Origin of the sequence: Barnesiella sp., assembly GCF_022723415.1 — a bacterium.
GTDB lineage: Bacteria > Bacteroidota > Bacteroidia > Bacteroidales > Barnesiellaceae > Barnesiella > Barnesiella intestinihominis.
Window position 1 is genome coordinate 17,624 of sequence record NZ_JAIJHU010000009.1, and the last position, 21,991, is coordinate 39,614.

Genomic DNA, 21,991 nt, shown 5'->3' on the forward strand with positions numbered 1-21,991 from the left:
CCGAAAATTTCGCCAAAGTTAATAAGAAACTGTTTAAAAAGCCAAGCTATCGACTAATTTAAAAGGTTCTAAAAGCTATTTCTCAGCAGTATTTATTCTATTTGTCCCCGATGTTATCGACAAGAATCGAGCCGGTATGGGAGTCTCGAAATTCATCTCACGTCGTGTTACCGGGTGAGCAAAGCGTAATTTAACCGCATGTAGAGCCACACGTCCCAAAGGACTGCCATGCGCACCGTATTTGCGATCTCCGATAATACTATGACCGAGATCGTGCATGTGAACCCGTATCTGATTTTTACGTCCCGTCTCCAAATCGAGTTCTACCAACGAAAAACGGCTGTTACCTCCCAATACCTTATAACGAGTAATCGCCAACTGCCCCTCATCGGGATTATCGGTCGAATAAACTTGGAAAGCCGCATTTTCGGTCAAATAGGAACGAACCATTCCCTCGGGTTGCTCCATCACGCCCTCTACTACTGCTACATATTTACGTTCCAATACGATATTGTGCCAATTATGCTGCAACTGTTCCTGTATTCCTTTGCTTTTAGCAAACATCATCAAACCCGAAGTATCCCTGTCGAGACGATGCACGATGAACAGCTTGTTCTCCGGGTTCTGGGATTTCACATAATCGCTGAGTATACTATATGCTGTTCCGGTCTTTATACGTTCTGTCGACATCGAAAGCAATCCATACCCCTTATCTATGACAATGATATACTCATCTTCATAAACCATCTTCAAACGATTGTGTTTAAACACACTGAAACCTCGCTTAAAATTAATTTTCAATTCGTCCCCAACATGCAACATCGTGTCGAATTGGGTAACCGGCATATCATTGACAGCGACTTGCCGGTGAGACAGATAAGATTTGACCGTCGTGCGGCTTTTGTCCCCAAACAAAGTCAATAGATAATTCAACAATGTATCGTCGTGCTCTACTTTGAAACGCTTGATATCTTTTTCGGAAAACCGGCGTAAAGGCCGTTTATCGGAAGGTTGGCGCATATTATTTATTTTTTGTGCAAAGATAGTGTAAACCAAGAGCAGAAACAAATTTATTTGGAAATGCCGAAGTATAGCTTATTTTCGCATTAACACGGTTCTATAAAAAACAACGGGGATAGGCATGAATTTTGGCGAATGCGATGAATTGCGTTCCTCCTTCTCCCCTGCCGTTTCCCGTAACATTATGAGGTGCTGCGTTAGCAATATAGGAGAGACACCGAAGAAACGGCAGTTTCTGAGGAGAGGGGTTGAAAAGATTTTATAGACTTTTTGGCTGTAAGGGTTAACCCCTCCGTCTTGCGGACACCTCCCCTATATTTTGCTGTGCAAAACACAGTGGAGGAGGTTTAATTCAATCGCAAAGACAACTTCACTTCCCTCTTTTTATATGCTTCGAAAAAGTGTAAATATTAGTATAAACCATGCCCATTTTCTAATCGGGCAACATTCCCAATTTATCGGCGACACCCACGACAAGTCCCCACACAAAGAAACTGACGACACCGGCAATTAACGCAGAGAAAAAACCATCGCTAATCCAAACAGAAATCACCGTAACAATAATACTCAACAATCCTCCATACAAAATGATATACCCCATAGCCTTCCATATGAAAACCACAGCCGATAAAATAAATGCCAACACCGACCAAACAAAACCGAAAAATCGAGAAAAGCCATCGCCTACCCTTCGCCAAAACGAACGCCTCGGCCGGTGAGGATATCGCGGCCTGCCCTGTGAAATGATTTCACCGGTCGACATATTCACACGAGTCCCGTTACGCAACGTAATGATACGATCGCCCATAGCCCCAAAAACTATCTACACTCCAAGCACTCGGAATCTTTTTTCAATTTTACTCCATACCAACGGAGTATCGTCAAATGTCTATTCGGATTCCGATTGAATGGAGCCCAGTTGGCAAATTGGAAATCCCGACGATTGGCCCAAATATAATAATCATAGGTCAACTCTTCTATCAGCGAAGATATGCCGCACTCGATTCCACGAGATAGCTCGTTCAATGCCAATTTTACCATCATATTGTTAATCGGTGCGATATCGGTCGATAATCCCACCTGAACCATCGCATGAGCATCCTCGTCCGACACATATGCCGGTATAACTCCCAACTCTCTGGCCCGACGCACATCGGTAATCTCGTCATTCTGATGATAAATAGGATTCCCCGTCAAGCAGGCATAACACGGTCCACCCGGTCTTACGCGTAATATATCGCCACCCTCGGCGCGAGTGACAGCCCTGCCAAACAATCCCACTTTACCCAATTTCACCAAACGGGCATTGATGTTATATCTGCTCGCATACTCGTCCGTCGCAACTATGGTAAGATCCGATTCTGCCACACATTTTTCAAGAATATCAAGCTGCTTATTCATATCGATATCGTAGGTCTCTACTTGCGCATACGGGTTTTTCAATAATATGGCATCTTTCACGGCATTTACTTTGAGCCGTCCCAATTCGTTCACCCCACAGATATGACGAGCGATATTGTGCAATTCTATACGATCGAAATCCATCAGTATAAAATGCCCTACACCGGCTTTCGCCAACTCGACGGCAATAGGTGCGCCACCGCTGCCTAACCCTACGATAAGGACCTTTTTCGACTCCAACGCTCCCACTTCGAGTAGCCCTTTACTGCGAGTATAAAGCTCACTCTTGCGAGGCACATATTTCACAACCGCCTCGATGATTCTTCCGTCATCGACAATAAAAGCACGAGAGCTGACTTTCGTGTCTTCGACATGAATGCAAACAATAACGACCGGAACTCGTTTTGCCTCTTCCGGCATCGATGCATAAACAGACAAAGCCACATCTTCGGCCTTTCCATAATCGTCAGTATCGACTACCCGAAAGAGACAAGGCATGGAATATCCTGTCGGAGCCACCTGCGGATACTTGATGTAGACATGGTAAACCTGTTCGCCTTTCCACTCAAAAGCAGCGCCGAAACATTGTGATTGCCCGCTATTCCAAAAATCCTGCAAATGATCCTGATAAATGTACACTATCGGTTCCATAGCACCTTATTCTTTATCATTATAATAAGGTTTGGTTCCTATTGTCGTGCCCACTTTTTCCTTTCCGCTTTTTTCCGCTTCATCGGGAGTCATCGCTTCCAGTTCTCCATCGTCTCCGATAACCAATTCTACTTCTCTACGTCCACTGTTGGTTTGAGCCAGAGCTTCACCCAAATCTTCACAATCGTCAGTTTGTTTTTTTCCAAATAGTCCCATAGTTAGTTATATTCTTTAATAGATCAATAATTTGCCCCTTTCAAAAATTCATCGAGCGTCTTTCCCGTTTTCAGATGACATTCATACATTTCGAGCCAAATGCGAACCTTAATAATAATCTGATACAAAGTTATTCGATTCGGAGCCCAATCCTCATAACCGTAATGACAAACCCTCACACAGCCGTTTTCTCCGGTAAGCGTATGCATACTGTGACTGGCTTGCAGCATACTACCGCCGGAACGCGTCAACAAGGGTTTAGGACTCGTAATAAAAACCTTCGGTATATTATAGGGATAATTGTCCGAAAGGTCTATTTTCACCACGTAGCATCGTAGAGAATTAGTCTGAATGGCGACCGCCAAATACGGATACGGCGTGTCCATATCCATAAATTTGTACTGTTTCGATTTTATCGTCGAATTTTGCAATACACCTAATTCTATTTGATATCTGTCATAAGTCATATCGATAAATATTTTAAACTGTTAATAACCGATTGTCCCATCTCTGAAAACGACGAAAGCCAGTGAGGTGTACCGTTTTTTCCCAATGCCCCCAAGCTCCAAGAAGTAGTTTCTCCCGCCTCATACCGGACAACGTAAGGCGCCCGACTCGGAAAATCTTTATCGAAAACAATCCTCCAAGAAGACCGACGAGGTATATCGAATCTGATTTCAATAGTCATGTCATCTACTTTCAACAGTTTCACAGCGGAATATTTCGACTGTATATAAGAGACGATACGCTTCAACTGCAAACGGTTTTCTTTATTATTCAACCAAAAACCGGTATCGAACGTCACGCCATTCTCCGGCGGCATCTGTTGTACCGGAATCATATTCAACTCATGATACACAGCCTCTTTGACCTGCGGCATTATCACAGAATCCCGATAAGCCGTATCATAACGACTCCTTACCGAACCGTCTCCTTGCACCACATTCCACGGCACTAAGTTCATCTTTACCCCTTCACCTGTGCATACAAAAGAAAAAGCATTGACAGAGGCCCCTGCCCTATCGCAAATTCCAATAGCCAATATACACCGCGACAGCCCGTCTGCCAGCATACCCTCTTGTATCGATTGCACATCGCCTCCGCTCGGATACGACAATCCCAAACCATGATGCGAATGCCACACACCGATATGGGAGAGATGGTACTCTTCGAATAATCTATCGGCATGCAACTGCAAATAATCGGCATCTTGTATAAAACTGGTAAAACGACAGACCGACCTTCTACCGGGACCCAATACATACATGATTACGGCATCTCCGTTCGGCGTCCAATAGCCCAACAAATTACCTCCGGTTTCCATGTGAGGAGAATCCAATATTGTCCTCGCCATGAAATCTAATTCCCCCCGATAAATATATACGCCCCCATGAGCTATTCGCCCGATATCCATAATCTCTTGTTTTTCATGATTACGCAATATAAATAAAAAATATCGACATTTACAAACTTATAACTATAAAATTAATTATGAACTGGTCTATAATTCTCATTCACTTTCCCAATCATACAAAAAAGAGTCCTTGTTTTTGTCTTTCCGTAAATAACTATTACCTTTGTTCGCTACTTCTAAATCGAGTTAAAAGATGAAAATGAAAATACACCGAGAAGGGAAAAACATATTACTTATTCTTTTTATCATTCTGGCTCTTTTGAATTTGCCGGTTTATCTATGGATAAAAATAACATGGCTGGCTTATCTAATCCACGCCGCCTCCATTATATTTTTCTTTCTGGTAGTTAATTTTTTCCGGTCTCCCAAACGGCATTTCAAAGGTAATCCAAAAAATGCCATAGTCGCACCGGCAGACGGTGTCGTAGTCGTTCTTGAAGAAGTTCTCGAAGATGAATACTTTCATGACAAACGTATGCAAGTTTCTATCTTTATGAATATATTCAACGTACATGCCAACTGGTTTCCCGTTGCCGGAAAAGTAATCCATGTAAGTCATCAACAAGGCCGTTTTATGGCAGCCTATTTACCTAAATCAAGCACAGACAACGAAAGATCCACAGTAGTCATTAAGGCTGAAAATGGTGAGGAAATCTTAGTCAGACAAATTGCCGGTGCAGTGGCGCGTCGCATTGTAACTTACGCCGAAGTCGGTGATACCTGTGACATCGACGAACACATGGGCTTTATAAAATTCGGTTCACGCGTAGATTTGTACCTTCCGCTCGATTGCGATATTAAAGTAGCTCTACACGATAAAACAATAGGCGACCTCACCGAAATAGCCCGTCTAAAATAAAGCTCTCATGAATGCCATTACAAAAAATATCCCTAATAGTATTACTTGTCTCAATCTCCTTTCAGGGTGTTTTGCCTGTCTTTTCGCATACAAAGGAGAATACGACATAGTTGCTTTATGCATAGGGTTATCCGCATTATTCGACTTTTTAGACGGTATGGCGGCACGTTTGCTCCATGCTTACTCTCCGATGGGAAAAGAATTGGATTCACTCGCCGATCTTATCAGCTTCGGGCTTGCTCCGGGATTCATGGCCATGCATTTCATGCTATACGACAGTGTCTTTCATGGAATAAACGATTCCTATCAAATCTGGTGGGCATTAAGCGCATTGCTCATTCCTGTTTTCTCCGCACTCCGTTTAGCGAAATTCAATATCGATACTCGTCAGACAACCTCGTTCATCGGGTTGCCCGTCCCTGCCAACGCTCTTTTTTGGATAGGAATATGTCAAGCCGGCTTACAAATAGAGGACAAAGCCTGTGGATACGCTATCGTCTGCTTAGTCATTCTCTTCTCTTTCCTATTGATTTCGGAGATTCCCATGTTTTCTCTAAAATTCAAGAACTTGAAGTTAAAAGAAAATTATCTTCGTTACTTGATTTTAATCGCTGCCGCAATTTTCCTTATCTTTTTCGGACTGGCAGGCCTCGCCGCAACAATAGGCTTGTATATAATATTATCGCTGTTGACAGCCAAGAAGCATTAACAACAAAAACGGAACGGTTTTTGTTCTACCATACATAAACTTAACAAGTATCAATTATGCATGCTCTTGGACTGCTCCTCATCATAGCTTTTATTATCTTCATAGTACCCATTATAGGTATATTTCAACTTATCCTCCGGTTCTTCTTCGGAAAGAAAAACAGCGTTAGGAATCCCTTTCAACAAGGACAACAGGGACAAAACAACAAAGGGCGTACCACATGGTACACCCATACGAAAAAGAACAAAAAGGTTATCCAAGACGACGAAGGAGAATATATAGATTTTGAAGATATAAAAGAGAAATAGATAATAAGTTTATTATCTATTTTCTACTTTACAGATAAAATCTCTTCTACTATAAAATTGCTATATCCACGCCAGGGCAAAGCTCCAAGATATTCGTTATATTTCAGCTCCACATGACGGCCGCTCAATCGCATGAGAGAATCTGCCAAATTGGCATTATCCACAGAAAAGACAAATTGATTGGACTGTAACGTTCCCCGGCTCTCGGTGCGAAAACCTTCCATAATGAGAATTCCCTCATAGGTTTTGAATACATATCCTTTTTTTACGACATAATTCAAAGTACCGGCTTTTACCCCCGATCCAAAGACAAAATAATAACGTACATAAAAAAAAGCTCCCCCAACCAATAGGAGCAATACAATGGCAACCCGAATGAAACGACGGAATGATCGACGCACCTTGCCAGAGACTTGGTTACTCGATTCATTTTGATTTACATGACTATCCATCTCATTTATATTTTTCAAAATTTACTCAAATTATCCTACTTTTCAAAAAGTATCTTCCTATCCAATTACAAAAACACTTTGTCGAACAACGAACGCACGCCCCGTTTTCACACCAGCGGAAAACTTACTGGAAGGCTCTCATTTTCCACACAAAGATAACATTTTTATATACGACATATACAACAAACAAAAAAGCCGTCGATACCGCTTTCCATATCGACGGCTTTTAACGAATATTGTATTTAATCTTTTTCCGGAATATTTTCAAGGACTGCCACCAACAACTTCCAGAAAGTCTCGACCGTAGAAATCTTAACTTTTTCATTCGGTGAGTGAGGGTGCTTAATAGTAGGACCAAAGGAAATCATATCCAATCCCGGATAATTAGCTCCGATAATACCACACTCCAATCCGGCATGCATCATTTTTACGTCGGCCTCTTTTCCGGTAACTTGCGGATATATTTTTTTCATCAGGTTCAATATATCCGATTTAAAATTAGGTTCCCAGCCGGGATATGCACCATCAAACTCCACTCTGGCTCCTGCCAAAGCAAAAGTACTCTCCAATTCCGATGCCAAAGCCATTTTCATGGTTTCACTGGAACTCCGCACCAAAATCTGTATTTCGACAAGCCCCTCCGAAGTACGCACAATAGAAAGATTGGACGATGTTTCTACCACCTCTGGGGCATCCGGAATCATACGATACACGCCATTATGACAAGCGACAACGGCATTGATAAGATCGTCTTGTATTTCTTCCGGCAAAAGAGTTTTCGGAAGTGAAATCTCCTCGGCTTTAAAAACCAATCCATCTTCAATAAAACCATACTCCCGTCTCAAAGTGGAGAAAAACTCATCGACAGCGGCCATGAAATCGGTTTTATCTTCTGATAAAATAGTCACCACAGCCTCTGCTTCACGCGGTATGGCGTTTCGCAATGTTCCTCCGTTATAATGAGCCAAACGAGCTCCATACTCCGATACAGCCTCTTTCAAAAACCTGAACATCTCCTTGTTAGCATTCATTCTTCCCAAATGAATATCCACACCCGAATGACCGCCATGCAATCCGCCCAAAGTCAATTTCAAAGCTATTTCACCGGCAACCGGAGTATAAGCCTCCTCTTTGTATTTAAATTCGACATTTACATCTACCCCTCCGGCACAGCTCATATACAATTCGCCATCTTGCTCCGAGTCGGTATTCAATAATATTTCACCTTGCAGCTCACCCGGTTCAAGCCCTATGGCTCCATACATACCGGTCTCCTCGTCGTTAGTAAACAAAGCTTCGATAGGTCCATGCTGTATCTCTTTCGATTCGAGAATCGCCAAAATCGAAGAAATACCTATACCATTATCAGCTCCCAATGTCGTTTCGGTAGCGCTCACCCATTCACCGTCGATACGAGGAAGAATCGGATCGGTCTCGAAATTATGGTTCACCGATTTATTCGCCTGAGGAACCATATCCATGTGTCCTTGAAGAATAACCGGCTTGCGGTTTTCCATGCCGGGTGTGGCAGGTTTACGAATAATGACATTCCCGGCCTTATCCAAAATGGTCTCCAATCCCAAAGAACGACCTACACCCATTATATACTCGGTGATTTTATCGAGATGCCCCGACGGACGAGGTACTTGACAAATCGCATTGAAATATTTCCATACTGCCTGCGGTTGAAGAGAAGTGATTTTGTTGTCCATAGTGAAAATTTTATTTACCAATAATATTTTTAAGGGCGATCCGACTTTGGAAGTTCAGTCATGACCTCTGCCATAATCCTTTCACCCTTTGGTTTCTTTTTGTCACACGCCATCGAAATAAAGGCATATATACCTATCAGAACGATTAGTACCATTTGAGAGCCATGTGCCACAAAAGCAAATGCCCCCGCCTCGTTACCGGTTATGCCATAATAGGACAATCCGGCAATCACAGCAAAATGCCACGGCCCGATTCCACCCTGTACGGGAAGCAACATACCCAAACTACCCAATACATAAAGCAGCAAGACCGCCGAGACCGTCAAATCTTCCATACCGGGGAAAGCGAATATGCAGACATACAGTTGCATAAAATAACAGAACCAAATAAACAGGGTATAGAATACGAACCAAAATTTCCCTCTCATCGTAATAATCGAGGCAAAACCGTCCCAGATGTTGGCCATAAAATTCTTTATCTTCAATACAATCTTGCTCCGACTGTTCGTATAGAAAAACCAAACGACAGCGACAATACATACAAAGATTCCAACATAGAGCCACACCGAAGTCAATACATTCATCACCCCTGTTTCGATAGAAGGATTCTCATTCAAAAATTGACGGAACGGCTTCATTTGAATCATGAATACCGCAAACGTAAGCATTGCGAGCATTATCGTATCGGAGAGACGATCGGAAACCATAGATCCCAATACTTTCGTAAATGATGCCTTTTCTCGCTGGGCCACATAACCGCAACGCCAAACCTCTCCCAACCGGGGAAACAACAGATTCATGGCATACGTGCCGAAAATAGCGTTTATCAAAACCCGCATCGACGGGGTTATATTCAACGCTCGCAACTGCAAACGCCAGCGAAACGCACGGGCAATATGGCTGAATGCTGCAATAACCATAGATAGGATAATCCAAAAATAATTCACATCTGATTTGAGGATTTGAAAAATGGTATTCATATCCAATTTCTGGTAGACATACCAAAACAACCACACACCACAAAGCAGAGGAAGCAGATATTTTACAATATCCCGTATTATCCTTTTCAATTTTCCCGTTTTAAAAATTTGTTATACTTTTGTAGGTTGCAAAGATAAAGGTTTATCTTCAACTTTGTAGCTGGCAGAGGTATGAAAAATCTCTGTGAGAAAAAATTTATTGACTGACAACTGAAACGAACCCTTCATGAGCTACATAGTTAGACCTAAAAAATCGTTAGGGCAGCACTTTCTCATCGATTTGAATATCGCACAAGCCATTGCCGATACGCTCGACAATTACAAAAATACTCCCATACTTGAAGTAGGCCCCGGCATGGGAGTCTTAACTCAATATCTTCTATCCAAAGGACACGATTTGACAGTCGTCGAACTCGACCATGAATCGATCGAATATTTACAAGAAAATTTCCCCGAATTGAAAGGACACATTTTAGAAGAAGATTTTCTAAAACTCGATTTATCGAAGTTGTTCTTCGGAAATTTCTGCGTTATAGGAAACTATCCCTACAATATATCCAGTCAAATATTTTTCAAAGTACTCGAATACAAAGATCATATACCTTGTTGCAGCGGCATGATTCAAAAAGAAGTCGCCGAACGAATGGCAGCCCCTCCGGGCAGTAAAACTTACGGTATTTTGAGTGTATTGCTGCAAGCTTGGTATGAAATAGAATATTTATTCACAGTCCCCGAACACGTATTCAATCCCCCACCGAAAGTCAAATCGGCAGTCATCAAAATGACACGAAACCAAGTCCGGCAATTAGGTTGTAACGAACCTCTATTCAAACGAATCGTAAAAACCGCATTCAATCAAAGACGAAAAACCATGCGGAACTCATTAAAAAGTATGGTCGGACAAGATTGTAAAATATTGGCAGAACCGATTTTCAACGAACGCCCCGAACGGCTATCGGTCAAACAATTCATAGATTTGACAAATCTATTGGAAAGTTACATTATAAAATGAATAATCTACCGGAATATTTACGAAAACGACATTCCGGTCTCAAAGTATAAGGAGGGAAAAACATGGATAAATTTACACCCGAATATATCCAAAATGTTCAGCAAATCATTAAAAACGACGAAAAAGACAAAGCCCGTGAATTACTGAAAGATTTGCACCCGGCCGATATAGCGGAACTATATCAACAGTTGAACCTCGATGAAGCAGAGTATATCTACATGCTTTTGGACGGGGAAAAAGCGGCAGATGTACTTCTCGAACTAGATGAAGACGATCGGGAAAAAATGTTGAAACAACTGCCAAGCGAAGTCATCGCCAAACAGTTTATCGACTACATGGATTCCGACGATGCCGTGGACCTCATTCGGGAAATGGACGAAGACGCTCAGGAAGAGATCCTCTCCCACATCGACGACGTAGAACAAGCCGGAGACATCGTTGACTTGTTGAAATACGATGAAGACACCGCCGGTGGTCTCATGGGTACAGAAATGGTTGTCGTAAACGAAAATTGGAGTATGCCCGAATGCGTCAAACAAATGCGGATACAAGCAGAAGAGCTAGGGCAGCTTTATTATGTCTATGTAGTGGACGATGACGACAGATTGAAAGGAGTTTTCCCCCTAAAAAAAATGATTACCAATCCCTCTGCCTCAAAGATAAAGCACGTCATGCGTAAAGACCCTGTATCGGTAAAGACCGATACTCCTATCAATGACGTAGCTATGACTTTCGAAAAATACGACTTGGTAGCCGTACCGGTGATAGACAGCATCGGACGTTTGGTAGGGCAGATTACGGTCGACGACATCATGGACGAAGTTCGTGAACAATCGGAACGTGAATATCAATTGGCATCGGGTTTGTCCCAAGACGTAGAATCGAACGACACTGTTTTCACTCAAACGGCAGCCCGGCTACCGTGGCTGCTCATCGGTATGGTCGGAGGGTTGGCAAACTCGGTAATCTTAGGAAATTTTGAATCGAACATCGCTAAAAATCCGGCCACAGCACTCTTCATACCGCTGATCGGCGGTACGGGAGGAAATGTGGGAATACAATCATCGGCCATCGTAGTACAAGGTTTAGCAAACGGTAAATTAGATTTAAAAACAGCGGGAAAACAATTATTCAAAGAATTAGGTGTAGCCTTGATCAACGCCTGCATGATATCCCTACTCGTATTCGTTTACAACTGGTTTTTCCTCGACAATATAGCGACTACGGTATCCGTATCGCTTTCCTTGTTTGCCGTAGTGATTTTTGCCTCCATTTTCGGGACTCTCGTCCCTTTAACCCTCGAACGATTCAAAATAGACCCAGCCATAGCCACAGGGCCTTTTATCACCATCACCAATGACATTATAGGTATGCTCATTTACATGAGTATCAGCTATGCGCTCTCTATATAAACCCTTATTTGAATAAAATTTCACTATCAACCGTAAAATTCTGCCAGTTATTTGTATTTTTGCACTTTTCGATTTAACCGACACAAGCTCAAAAATGAAAAGATACGTATTAAATATATCCGATTTACAAGACATTGCACCCCAGTTCAAAAGCGAAAGTGGAACCAAGATTCTCAAATACCTTTTCAACCTTTGCAAAATCAACGAGATCAATGCTTTGTACGATCGCTCCTGCGATTATCGGGGAGCAGCATTTTGCAATTCTATTATAGACGATTTGGACATCACTTGCCAAATCGACCACGAAGAGAAACTCGATAACTTACCCGAAGGTGCTTTCATCACAGTCTCGAATCACCCGTTCGGAGCGCTCGATGGCGTTATTCTCATTAAACTACTTGCCAATCGCCGCCCCGATTACAAAGTCATGGTCAATTGGATATTGAATCATGTCGAAGCCATGTCCGACAATTTCATTGCCGTAGACCCTTACTCCAATCCAGACAGACGAAAAGTCTCCCTCAATGGAATAAAAGAAGCTCTACTTCAAGCTAAAAACGGACATCCTCTCGGCTTTTTCCCCGCCGGGGCTGTCTCCAAACTAAGATGGGACCTTCGCATTGAAGATAGAGAATGGCAATCCAGTATAATCAGATTGATTCAGCAATTAAAGAAACCCGTCGTCCCCATTTTCTTTCATGGACATAACTCGCTATTTTATACGATATTAAGGATATTCAGTTGGAAAATGTGCGCCATGCGATTACCTGCCGAAGTATTCAAAAAAGAACACAAAACTATACGCATCTCTGTGGGAGACGCCATTTCCCCCGAAACGTTAGCTCAATATCCCACCATTAAAGAATTGGAGAAATTCTTAAAGCAAGAAACCTATAAATTGAAAAAACGATAATAACTATAAATTTACAAAGGAATCCGTTTTAGTGATTTTTACACTAAAACGGATTCCTTTTCTTCTGTCGTGGCAAAATCTCTACTTATAAAAAGGAGCTATAATCATACGGCTCCCGATTTCGCCCCGTTCAAAACCTATCCGAATTTATTCCTTTACCGGGATAAAAGTAAAATCAAACTCATAGGATTCTAACGGCAGCCAATAGACAGGCAGCACACCCGGTCCGCAAGTCGCAGTTCCTACCCCAGTTTGTGCAGCATCCACATGTACTGTCACTTCACCGTCAAAATTCAGGTCATTGATATGTGTAGCAGCTTCGATGTTTATATCCGAGTAAGGTAATACGCTGAACTGGAACGGTTTGTCAGAAATTATTTTCCAGCCACTACCCTTTTCTCCGGTTAACGCCAGCCAACGGGTATCTATGCGATTACCGGTAGACTGGGGCATCACATAATAATGAAACATAGCGAAAGGCGAAGTCTCATAAATTCCTATCTTCCCGGCAACCCTATCTACATAGTTCTCAAAATCACCCCGACCTAAATAGGTCACATCGCAACAATTCGCCACAGGCATACGGAATGTCAATCCCACCCGAGGCAATGACTTCACGATAGCTGTATCGGGAGTAAAGACAGTATTTATCTTTAACATACCCTTCCGATCCAATGTATAAACAAAGCTCCCGGTTCCTATCTCATTGTCTTTTGCGTTGAGAACAGAAACATCGACCGTAAAACCATTCTTAGAGGGCTTTATCGATGTCACTTTCTGGGAAATTTTATCCAACCCCGCTTTCTTCCAAAGCATGCCTCCATGTTTGTCTTTTTTGTCATTCTCGGTCAAGGGTCGATATAGCGACAGTTCCACCGGTTGTGAAAGCCATTCTTCACCTCGATATTTATATGAAATCAATGCACCTGTCTCAGGAGAAACCGTAGCTGATACTTTATCGTTAAACCACGTATATCCGTCTCTTTCTAATTTTGTACCTGACGGTAAATCTATTTTTGCTTCATATTTGGAATTGGCAAGAAGGACAAACTGGTCATATGCCACTTCATAATTCGTGTCCATAAAAGCCGAGGCTTGATTAGGAGTCCAACTAAGATTCAGATAGGCCTCCTTCACATCACGAGGCAGTTTCACTTTCCCAAGAACAATCTCTACCGTCTCGTGCGGGGCACAAGCCGTTATCACCTCTCCCTGAGCCAATATGTTCCCGTTATCGGCGGTCACATTCCAATGCAAAGTATAATTTTTCAAATCGGTAAAGTCATACCAATTCTTGACCGTAACCGTCAAATTCTCGTTATCTATCAAACGAGATTTGATATATTGATATACTTTTTTCACAGCAAACAAATGAGGATGTGGTTCCCGGACAGCATTTACCAACCCATTACAACAAAAACTACCAAAAGAAGGGACACCCTCGGGACCATAATCCCCTCCGTAGCTCCAATACCACCGACCGTCGGAATCTACCTCTCGGAAAGATTGATCCACCCAATCCCAAATACAACCGCCCTGAGCCATCGGTTCTGACTCGAAAACGTCCCAATAATCTTTCAATCCCCCCACGCTGTTACCCATAGCGTGAGCATATTCACAAAGAATGAAGGGGCGATAAATATCCGGTTGTGCAAGATAAGCCTTTATCTCGTCTATACTACGATACATACGGCAATAAATATCGGTATTGAAATTTTGTTCTGCCCGTTCATATTGTACCGGACGGTTAGTCTCCACCGATTTCAGCCACTCGTAAGTTTTCTCAAAATTAATTCCGTTGCCGGCTTCATTACCCAACGACCAAATCGTAACCGAAGGATTATTCTTTGTCCGCTCATACATACGGCGGGTGCGGTCCATGTGTGCACTCAACCACGATGTATCCTTAGCCAAAGTCGCCGGACCGTACCCCATTCCATGAGATTCGATATTCGCCTCGTCTATAACATAAAGACCATACCGATCGCACAACTGATACCAATAGGAATGATTAGGATAATGGGCACAACGCACTGTATTGATATTATTTTGCTTCATCAGTTGTATATCTTTCAACATCAACTCTTTACTAACCGTACGGCCCTGTTCTGAGAACTCGTGTCGATTCACTCCTTTTACCAACACAGGGACTCCATTGATACAAAAACGACCATTCTTAATCTCAGAGGTTTTAAAACCCACGGGACACCCCGTCGTTTCTATTACTTGCCCCTGCTCGTCTTTCAAATCGACAACCAACGTATAGAGATAAGGCTGCTCGGCATTCCACGGTTTAACATCAGGAATAATCGCATCAAACGATACGATACTGTCTCGCACCGGAGAACCGCCGTCCTGTGCGACCATTCGATGATCGGCATCGAATAATCCATAATGAACCGTTATGCCGTGTCGGCCTTTCAAACCACCTATATGCACGTCCAAAGAGAACTCCCCATCTTTATACAAATTTTTATCCAATGGAGAAACTACTTTATAATCGGCAATATACTCTTCGGGAGTGCTATACAGATAAACATCGCGTTCGATTCCACTCAATCTCCACATATCCTGACATTCGAGATACGCCCCCGCACTCCAACGATAAACTTCGACAGCGAGTGTATTCTCACCCTGTTTCACCTTATTAGTAATATCCCACTCAGCCGGGGTTTTGGAATCCTGATTATATCCCAAAAGCTCCCCATTGAGCCACACATAATAAAAAGAAGTAACACCCTCGAAACACAAGACGATACGACGTCCTATCCAAGATTCAGGCAAAACGAATGTACGGCGATAAGAACCGACCTCATTATCCTCATAGGGAACAAAAGGAGGATTTTTCTTAAAATGAAACATCGGATCGTCAAACTCGTATGTCTCATTCACATATATAGGGATACCATAATTCTGGCATTCCCAGTTCCCCGGAACCTGTATATCATTCCAGCCACCGGTATAAAAGTCGGGACGGTAAAAATTCACCGGACGCTTATCGGGATTCCGTACCCAATTGAATTTCCACGTGCCGTTCAAGCTCATATAATAAGGAGACTGTTCATAGTCTTGTGCCCGCACGCTGTTTATATCCCCCTCTTTATACGGCCAAACATAAGCATGAGGAGCCAATTTATTCAAGCCTATGGCATATTGGCTCTGCCACTCCGGTGTCTCTACCCTAGCGAAAGTCTTTCCCAACGGGCACAACAACATACAAATCAAAAACAGGATATTATTTTTCATCATCTTATTCTTAAAATGGATATATTTCAACAAATTTTTTCCGTTATCATTTAAGCGGAAGAGCAACTCGCCCGTCTTTTATTTCCAATAATCTCGCTGCTAATTCTTCGACGACATCGGGATATTGTTCGGCTACATTTTTCCGCTCTCCCAAGTCCTTATGCAAATTGTACAACTGGGGAAGAGAACTATTACCTGTTTCAATACCGACATTTTTATTGAATGGCTCTCCTTTTCCGGGTTCTATATACTTCCATTCGCCGGAAGTAATCGATAAATTATTTTGTGCATTCTGTTCAACCAAATAAGGACGCCCCTCGGCTTCTTTTCCCAACCACGTATCTAAATAATTCTCACTATCAGGAGCAGCCCCCTCGGGTAAATCGGTTCCCAACAACGAGGCAAACGAAGCGAACCAATCAATTTGGCATACCAACGCATCCGAAACGGTCGGCTTCACTGTGTCTACCCAGCGAAGAATACAAGGGACTCTGGTCCCCGCCTCATAAGAACTATATTTACCACCCCTGAAAGGCCCTCCGGGTTTATGTTCTCCCAATAGCTCCACAGCCTGGTCTTTATATCCGTCGTCTACAACCGGGCCGTTATCGCTCGACAAGATAATAATTGTATTTTTATCTAATCCGTTTTTCTTCAAAGCCGATAAAATCTCACCCACACTCCAATCGAACTGCAACAAGACATCTCCTCTCGGCCCCATACCCGATTTCCCGGCAAAGCGTTCATTAGGTACACGGGGAACATGTGCATCCTGCGTGGCAAAATAGAGAAAGAAAGGTTCGTCCTTATGATTCTCGATAAACGAAACAGCTTTGTTTGTAAGCTCATCGGCAATTTGGTCGTCTTTCCACAACGCAGATTTTCCGCCCTTCATATATCCAATACGAGAAATGCCATTGACGATACTCTGGTTATGACCATGCGAAGGATGCATAACCAATAAATCAGGATTCTTTTTCCCCGTAGGTTCTCCCGGAAAATTCTGCTTATAACTGACATAAATAGGATCTTCCGGATCAAGATTTACAACCGCCCCATTCTCTACGAATACACAAGGGACTCGATCGCCCGTAGCGGCCATAATATAAGAATAATCAAATCCTATATCGGCAGGATTCGGCGACAACCGTTGATTCCAGTCTTGTGTCCCTTTTTCATCTCCGAGCCCCAAATGCCACTTACCGACAACCCCGGTAGCATATCCGGCATCTCGGAACATATCGGCCAACGTGTATCGTTCGGGACGGATAATCATTCCCGCATCCCCATCGGCAATACCCGTACCTTCCCTACGCCATGCATATTCGCCGGTCAACATCGCATAACGGGAAGGTGTGCTGGTAGCCGCAGCACTATGAGCATTAGTAAATCTCACTCCCTCGGTAGCCATGCGTTGCACGTTCGGAGTATTTATCGTCTTAGATCCATTACAACTTAAATCGCCATAGCCTATATCATCGGCATAGATGAACACGACATTCGGACATTGCGGCATCTCCACGTTCCCTCTCTTTTCGGCTTGTCCCGAAATTGGGAGTGCCATTAACGGTAATATCAACGGTATCGATTTCATATCTATTTTTCTACTAAAATAAACATATTTTTTTACACTTTCCCTCGAACAGGCCATTTATTTACAACCGGAGAAAAAAGTATTAATTATTTTAATTTACAATCAACTCATCGAAATACATCCATATCTTCTGATCTTCACGTATATCTCCGATGGGACAAAGTCCGGGATTTTCCATTTCGAGCTTCAAATATCGGGCATTCAAATCCAACCCACTGAAAACGGCATCTTCCACGGCTGTACGATTCTTAAAAATATCCTCCTGAGAAAAAGTAATCTCTCCTACCGGAACGAATGTTTTTTTATTGTTCGATACAGATAACCGAATTAGCGAAGGTTTATGAACGGCCATTCCAGAGTTAGTGATACACCCTATACGAACTTCTTTCACCGGAGTCCTTTTTCCCATATCCAGAACAAACGATGCATCTTCGTCATACCACCCGGCCCATTCGAAATCGGTATGACGCAAACTGCCTCTAATACCATTGGTCAACACATATCGTTTTTCATTCGAAGCCAATACCTCTTTTCCCGTAGCCTTGTTCCACTGTAAATCCAGGAGCAAAGTCTCCCCCATTTTCTCTCCGTTCATGAAAGTCGCGGCTTTTATACAGGTCGTACTCTTTACCGTCAAGGGAGAAGCGTAAAGACTCGACGATGCGATAGGTTCCGTTCCATCTTCGGTATATCGGATTTCTACATCAGGCCTAATACACGAAAGCTCCACCATCAACTTTTTCCCCTTTGGGGTAACCTTATGATCTATATTGTACATCGAGCGGGCACAAGTAATATCCATTGCCTCGATATGAGGCAAAACCTTATCGATCCTTTTCAAAAAATCGGGCCAGTCTTTTGTCCCTTTTTTTGCCCAAGCGATGTCAGACAACGCCAATAACCGAGGGAATAACTGATATTCCACATCATCGGGAGAATTACAAAATTCTGTCCACATAGATGCCTGTACCCCCATCAACAAGTCCTCATAAATAGGGTTCCATTCCTCTTGAACCGGCTCATAAGTATATACGTCTTTTAATGTATTATTTCCGAAATAGGTCAAAGGCTCAAACCACTGAGGCCCCTGATAGCGGATAAAGTAAAGAATCCTAGCAGGTGTCATAATGAACCGATGCCCTTGTGCGGCAGCTTTCAACGCCGCTTTTCCAAAACCTTGCCAACCATAAATAATCGCACCTTCGGGCAATGTGCTGTTCGTTAATTCGTCCCAGCCCATCACTTCTTTACCCTTGCTCCTTACATAATTGCTCATACGAGTCATGAAATAGCTCTGCAACTCCTCGGTATGTTCTATATGCTCGGCCTCCATGCGAGCCCGACATTTCGGACACTTCGCCCAATTTACCTTCGAGGCTTCGTCTCCCCCCAAATGAATATACTTGGAAGGAAACAGTTCCGACACTTCGTCAATTACATCTTCCAGAAACGAAAAGACACTGTCATTACCGGCACAATAAACGATCTCTGAATTTTTACCACCGATACCGGGCAACACACCGATAAAACGATCTACGACCGGGCATGCCAATTCAGGATAAGCAGCCAATGAAGAGTTCGTATGAGCCGGCATCTCTATTTCGGGAATAATCTCGATTTGCCGTAATGCGGCAAATCGAATAATCTCTCTCATATCGTCCTGAGTATAATACCCTCCGACAGAGACAGGTTCGCCTTCCTCTTGATTCCTACGATTTGGAAAAGGCTCGTCGCGTTTCACCCGCCAAGCTCCCACTTGCGTCAATCGCGGATATTTTTTTATCTCCAATCGCCAACCGTTATCATCGACCAAATGCAAATGTATCTTATTTATTTTCAAAAACGAAGCTGCATCTATAATCTTCAATAAATTGTGCTTAGGCATGAAATACCGCGATACATCTATCATAAGCCCCCGATAACCGAACCGAGGACGATCGTTAACAGTCATCACAGGGATTTTATACTCCATCGTTCTATTCTGCTTCTTGCCCTCTACCACACCTGCCGGCAATAGTTGGCGTAGCGATTGTAAAGCATAAAAGAATCCGGCATCGCCCGCAGATTCTATTAGAATTTTTTCCGAGGTAACGATCAAATTATATGCCTCATCGGGCAAAGACGTAACTGTTTTCAATCGTACATCGGCCGTTTCGGAACCGATCATAATGCTAGGTATAAAACCGGTCTGCCGCCCCAATAGAGTTACAAAGTCGGATACCATACGTAACTGAGATTCATTTTCAACCCCGAACTTCATATCGGCATTGAAATAGAAATATCCCTCTCCTACCGAATACTCTGCTGGAACCGGAACCACAGGTAAAAAGGTATTTGCGACCGGAGCTCCTATACAAAAAGATGCACAAAACCAAAAAGAGCCTAAGACTAACGCTTTTCTTATCTTCATATCAACCATTCACCGTTTTATTCATTCACCAATAGGAAATTCTTTCAAAACAGGATCGTCATACTGGACTTGCAGTCGCTTCAACTCTTTCATCAAATCGGCTGTAACCTGCTCGGTTCCCTCTTGTCCGAAAATATTGTGCATCTCCATCGGGTCGTTTTGCAAATCATACAACTCCCACACATCTATATCGTTATAGAAATGTATCAATTTATACCTATCGGTCCTAACGCCGTAATGACGTTTTACCGCATGCTCTGCCGGATATTCATAGAAGTGATAATACAGAGAAGTTCTCCAATCGGCAGGCGACTCTCCTTTTAGCAACGGGAGCAACGACACACCCTGTATATCGGAAGGAACAGAAACACCCGCCAGTTCGAGGAATGTCGGAGCATAATCTATATTCTGCACCAATTGAGGAATGTATCCTCGCTTATCAAAACCTTCTGGAAGACGCATAATCAAAGGAGTACGCATTGACTCTTCATACATGAAGCGTTTATCGAACCACCCATGCTCTCCCATATAGAACCCTTGATCCGAAGTATATACGACAAGCGTATTATCAAGCAATCCTTCCTTTTCCAAGTAGTCAAGTACCTTTCCCACATTGTCGTCCAATGACTTCACCGTCTTAGCATAATCCCGCATATAACGTTGGTATTTCCAACGTACCAAGTCTTCACCCTTCAAATCATCTTTATAAAATTTATCGATAATAGGAGTATAAAATTTATCCCATACAGCTTTCTGGGCCGAATCCATACGCCCATAAAATTGTTCGTATAACGATTTTAAAGGAGTTTCTTTATCAGATCGCTGCATTTTCAAATCGTAAATCAAATCCATATCCTTTGCAATACTCATTTCTTGCGAAGCGGCAGCCAAACGACCATCATAAGTATCGAAGAAATTTTCGGGATAAGTAAACTCCTTATCTTCATATAAATTCAAATCGCAAGTATCGGCCATCCAATTGCGGTGTATTGCTTTATGATGGATAAAAAGACAGAAAGGTTTACTTCTATCCCTCTTGTTTTGTAACCAATCGAGACTCTCGTCTGTGATGATATTGGTCACATATCCCCTTTTATTCACGGTATCATTTGTCTGCGTAATAAAATCGGGATTATAATAATCGCCTTGACCCGGCAGAATTTCCCAAAAGTCGAATCCCGTAGGCAATGTTTCCAAATGCCATTTCCCGACAATAGCGGTTTGATAACCAGCCTGCTGCAACAGTTTCGGCATGGTCTGCTGAGTTCCATCAAATTTACAGGTCGTATTATCGGTAAACCCGTTTTTATGACTGAACTTCCCGGTCAACATACAAGCCCGGCTCGGCCCGCTGAGCGAGTTAGAAACAAAACTGTTGGTAAACCTCACTCCATCTTTCGCTATGCGGTCGAGATTAGGAGTCTCTATATACCGTGTATCATAACAACTCATCATCTGAGACGTATGATCGTCGGTCATAATATAAACGATATTCAATGGTTTCTGTCTACTCTGACAAGAAACGAGACCACCCAATACAGCAAAAGAGGCCGCCGTGTAAAAGAAATTAGGACTGATCGATTTCATAAGCAACGGTATAATATTATATAATTTTATATGACACAATATAGCACAGGAATACAATTTACGACACATCGAATCGTGTACGAAAGTATTCCACA

19 protein-coding genes are annotated in these 21,991 nt (G+C 42.7%); 6 read left to right on the plus strand and 13 right to left on the minus strand.

From position 1 onward, the window contains the following. Positions 1-75: 75 nt before the first annotated feature. From QVD32_RS03330 to QVD32_RS03355, 6 genes are all read right to left on the minus strand, one after another. Positions 76-1,020 carry an RluA family pseudouridine synthase gene (locus QVD32_RS03330; protein WP_008860974.1) on the minus strand — a complete coding sequence of 315 codons (945 nt, stop codon included), beginning with the start codon at positions 1,018-1,020 and terminating at the stop codon, positions 76-78. Between the two features lie 433 nt (positions 1,021-1,453). Beyond that, positions 1,454-1,828 carry a hypothetical protein gene (locus QVD32_RS03335; RefSeq protein ID WP_021892045.1) on the minus strand — a complete coding sequence of 125 codons (375 nt, stop codon included), beginning with the start codon at positions 1,826-1,828 and terminating at the stop codon, positions 1,454-1,456. An 11-nt stretch (positions 1,829-1,839) separates the two neighbouring features. Beyond that, entirely contained in the window at positions 1,840-3,072 is a 1,233-nt protein-coding gene (locus tag QVD32_RS03340; RefSeq protein ID WP_021892044.1) for a HesA/MoeB/ThiF family protein, read from the minus strand. 6 nt (positions 3,073-3,078) lie between these two features. Then, positions 3,079-3,288, minus strand: coding sequence for a hypothetical protein (locus QVD32_RS03345; RefSeq protein ID WP_008860977.1), 210 nt, complete (start codon positions 3,286-3,288; stop codon positions 3,079-3,081). 23 nt (positions 3,289-3,311) lie between these two features. Beyond that, positions 3,312-3,755 carry a type II CBASS E2 protein gene (locus tag QVD32_RS03350; RefSeq protein ID WP_008860978.1) on the minus strand — a complete coding sequence of 148 codons (444 nt, stop codon included), beginning with the start codon at positions 3,753-3,755 and terminating at the stop codon, positions 3,312-3,314. Further along, complete coding sequence (locus QVD32_RS03355) at positions 3,752-4,702, minus strand: MPN domain-containing protein (protein ID WP_021892043.1); 951 nt, start codon at positions 4,700-4,702, stop codon at positions 3,752-3,754. The genes QVD32_RS03350 and QVD32_RS03355 overlap by 4 nt, the downstream gene beginning before the upstream one ends. Positions 4,703-4,901: 199 nt before the next feature. Here QVD32_RS03355 and QVD32_RS03360 point away from each other — a divergent pair, with 199 nt between their 5' ends. Genes QVD32_RS03360 through QVD32_RS03370 form a run of 3 tightly spaced genes read left to right on the plus strand, consistent with a single transcriptional unit; the run spans position 4,902 to position 6,578 of the window. Beyond that, positions 4,902-5,561, plus strand: a complete 660-nt coding sequence (locus tag QVD32_RS03360) for a phosphatidylserine decarboxylase family protein (protein ID WP_040295821.1) — start codon at positions 4,902-4,904, stop codon at positions 5,559-5,561. A 7-nt stretch (positions 5,562-5,568) separates the two neighbouring features. After that, positions 5,569-6,270, plus strand: coding sequence for a CDP-diacylglycerol--serine O-phosphatidyltransferase (gene pssA / locus QVD32_RS03365; RefSeq protein WP_021892042.1), 702 nt, complete (start codon positions 5,569-5,571; stop codon positions 6,268-6,270). Positions 6,271-6,326: 56 nt separating this feature from the next. Next, entirely contained in the window at positions 6,327-6,578 is a 252-nt protein-coding gene (locus QVD32_RS03370) for a DUF4834 family protein (protein WP_008860982.1), read from the plus strand. Between the two features lie 23 nt (positions 6,579-6,601). On the opposite strand, the gene QVD32_RS03375 is transcribed toward QVD32_RS03370, so the two are convergent. The 3 genes from QVD32_RS03375 to QVD32_RS03385 all read right to left on the minus strand — a co-directional run bounded on the left by QVD32_RS03375 (position 6,602) and on the right by QVD32_RS03385 (position 9,812). Further along, positions 6,602-7,030 carry a hypothetical protein gene (locus QVD32_RS03375; RefSeq protein WP_229033589.1) on the minus strand — a complete coding sequence of 143 codons (429 nt, stop codon included), beginning with the start codon at positions 7,028-7,030 and terminating at the stop codon, positions 6,602-6,604. Positions 7,031-7,272: 242 nt separating this feature from the next. After that, positions 7,273-8,742 (minus strand): aminoacyl-histidine dipeptidase, encoded by a 1,470-nt coding sequence (locus QVD32_RS03380; RefSeq protein ID WP_021892040.1) that lies wholly within the window; start codon positions 8,740-8,742, stop codon positions 7,273-7,275. A gap of 29 nt (positions 8,743-8,771) precedes the next feature. Continuing rightward, complete coding sequence (locus tag QVD32_RS03385; protein WP_021892039.1) at positions 8,772-9,812, minus strand: lysylphosphatidylglycerol synthase transmembrane domain-containing protein; 1,041 nt, start codon at positions 9,810-9,812, stop codon at positions 8,772-8,774. Positions 9,813-9,948: 136 nt separating this feature from the next. Here QVD32_RS03385 and rsmA point away from each other — a divergent pair, with 136 nt between their 5' ends. From rsmA to QVD32_RS03400, 3 genes are all read left to right on the plus strand, one after another. Beyond that, positions 9,949-10,734, plus strand: a complete 786-nt coding sequence (rsmA, locus tag QVD32_RS03390; protein WP_021892038.1) for a 16S rRNA (adenine(1518)-N(6)/adenine(1519)-N(6))-dimethyltransferase RsmA — start codon at positions 9,949-9,951, stop codon at positions 10,732-10,734. Between the two features lie 62 nt (positions 10,735-10,796). Then, positions 10,797-12,146: a magnesium transporter gene (gene mgtE / locus QVD32_RS03395; protein WP_008860987.1), complete on the plus strand. Its 1,350-nt coding sequence runs from the start codon at positions 10,797-10,799 to the stop codon at positions 12,144-12,146. A gap of 94 nt (positions 12,147-12,240) precedes the next feature. Continuing rightward, positions 12,241-13,059: a lysophospholipid acyltransferase family protein gene (locus tag QVD32_RS03400; RefSeq protein ID WP_008860988.1), complete on the plus strand. Its 819-nt coding sequence runs from the start codon at positions 12,241-12,243 to the stop codon at positions 13,057-13,059. A 147-nt stretch (positions 13,060-13,206) separates the two neighbouring features. Here QVD32_RS03400 and QVD32_RS03405 read toward each other — a convergent pair whose 3' ends face one another. From QVD32_RS03405 to QVD32_RS03420, 4 genes are all read right to left on the minus strand, one after another. Then, positions 13,207-16,308, minus strand: coding sequence for a glycoside hydrolase family 2 TIM barrel-domain containing protein (locus QVD32_RS03405; RefSeq protein ID WP_455768385.1), 3,102 nt, complete (start codon positions 16,306-16,308; stop codon positions 13,207-13,209). Positions 16,309-16,351: 43 nt separating this feature from the next. Beyond that, the gene (locus tag QVD32_RS03410; RefSeq protein WP_371417642.1) at positions 16,352-17,869 is read right to left on the minus strand and encodes a sulfatase family protein; all 1,518 of its coding nucleotides are present in this window, start codon (positions 17,867-17,869) and stop codon (positions 16,352-16,354) included. Positions 17,870-17,990: 121 nt separating this feature from the next. Next, positions 17,991-20,309 (minus strand): beta-N-acetylhexosaminidase, encoded by a 2,319-nt coding sequence (locus QVD32_RS03415; RefSeq protein ID WP_021892034.1) that lies wholly within the window; start codon positions 20,307-20,309, stop codon positions 17,991-17,993. A 21-nt stretch (positions 20,310-20,330) separates the two neighbouring features. Beyond that, the gene (locus tag QVD32_RS03420) at positions 20,331-21,896 is read right to left on the minus strand and encodes a sulfatase family protein (RefSeq protein ID WP_195241969.1); all 1,566 of its coding nucleotides are present in this window, start codon (positions 21,894-21,896) and stop codon (positions 20,331-20,333) included. Positions 21,897-21,991 lie beyond the last annotated feature (95 nt).

Bases quoted from the DNA above. Each gene is read 5' to 3' on its own strand.
- QVD32_RS03330 (WP_008860974.1), bottom strand. From the start codon at position 1,020: ATGCGCCAACCTTCCGATAAACGGCCTTTACGCCGGTTTTCCGAAAAA.
- QVD32_RS03370 (WP_008860982.1), top strand. From the start codon at position 6,327: ATGCATGCTCTTGGACTGCTCCTCATCATAGCTTTTATTATCTTCATA.
- QVD32_RS03415 (WP_021892034.1), bottom strand. From the start codon at position 20,309: ATGAAGATAAGAAAAGCGTTAGTCTTAGGCTCTTTTTGGTTTTGTGCA.
- QVD32_RS03345 (WP_008860977.1), bottom strand. From the start codon at position 3,288: ATGGGACTATTTGGAAAAAAACAAACTGACGATTGTGAAGATTTGGGT.
- pssA (WP_021892042.1), top strand. From the start codon at position 5,569: ATGAATGCCATTACAAAAAATATCCCTAATAGTATTACTTGTCTCAAT.
- QVD32_RS03355 (WP_021892043.1), bottom strand. From the start codon at position 4,702: ATGGATATCGGGCGAATAGCTCATGGGGGCGTATATATTTATCGGGGG.
- QVD32_RS03410 (WP_371417642.1), bottom strand. From the start codon at position 17,869: ATGGCACTCCCAATTTCGGGACAAGCCGAAAAGAGAGGGAACGTGGAG.
- mgtE (WP_008860987.1), top strand. From the start codon at position 10,797: ATGGATAAATTTACACCCGAATATATCCAAAATGTTCAGCAAATCATT.
- QVD32_RS03340 (WP_021892044.1), bottom strand. From the start codon at position 3,072: ATGGAACCGATAGTGTACATTTATCAGGATCATTTGCAGGATTTTTGG.
- rsmA (WP_021892038.1), top strand. From the start codon at position 9,949: ATGAGCTACATAGTTAGACCTAAAAAATCGTTAGGGCAGCACTTTCTC.
- QVD32_RS03335 (WP_021892045.1), bottom strand. From the start codon at position 1,828: ATGGGCGATCGTATCATTACGTTGCGTAACGGGACTCGTGTGAATATG.
- QVD32_RS03405 (WP_455768385.1), bottom strand. From the start codon at position 16,308: ATGATGAAAAATAATATCCTGTTTTTGATTTGTATGTTGTTGTGCCCG.
- QVD32_RS03375 (WP_229033589.1), bottom strand. From the start codon at position 7,030: ATGGATAGTCATGTAAATCAAAATGAATCGAGTAACCAAGTCTCTGGC.
- QVD32_RS03420 (WP_195241969.1), bottom strand. From the start codon at position 21,896: ATGAAATCGATCAGTCCTAATTTCTTTTACACGGCGGCCTCTTTTGCT.
- QVD32_RS03360 (WP_040295821.1), top strand. From the start codon at position 4,902: ATGAAAATACACCGAGAAGGGAAAAACATATTACTTATTCTTTTTATC.
- QVD32_RS03350 (WP_008860978.1), bottom strand. From the start codon at position 3,755: ATGACTTATGACAGATATCAAATAGAATTAGGTGTATTGCAAAATTCG.
- QVD32_RS03400 (WP_008860988.1), top strand. From the start codon at position 12,241: ATGAAAAGATACGTATTAAATATATCCGATTTACAAGACATTGCACCC.
- QVD32_RS03380 (WP_021892040.1), bottom strand. From the start codon at position 8,742: ATGGACAACAAAATCACTTCTCTTCAACCGCAGGCAGTATGGAAATAT.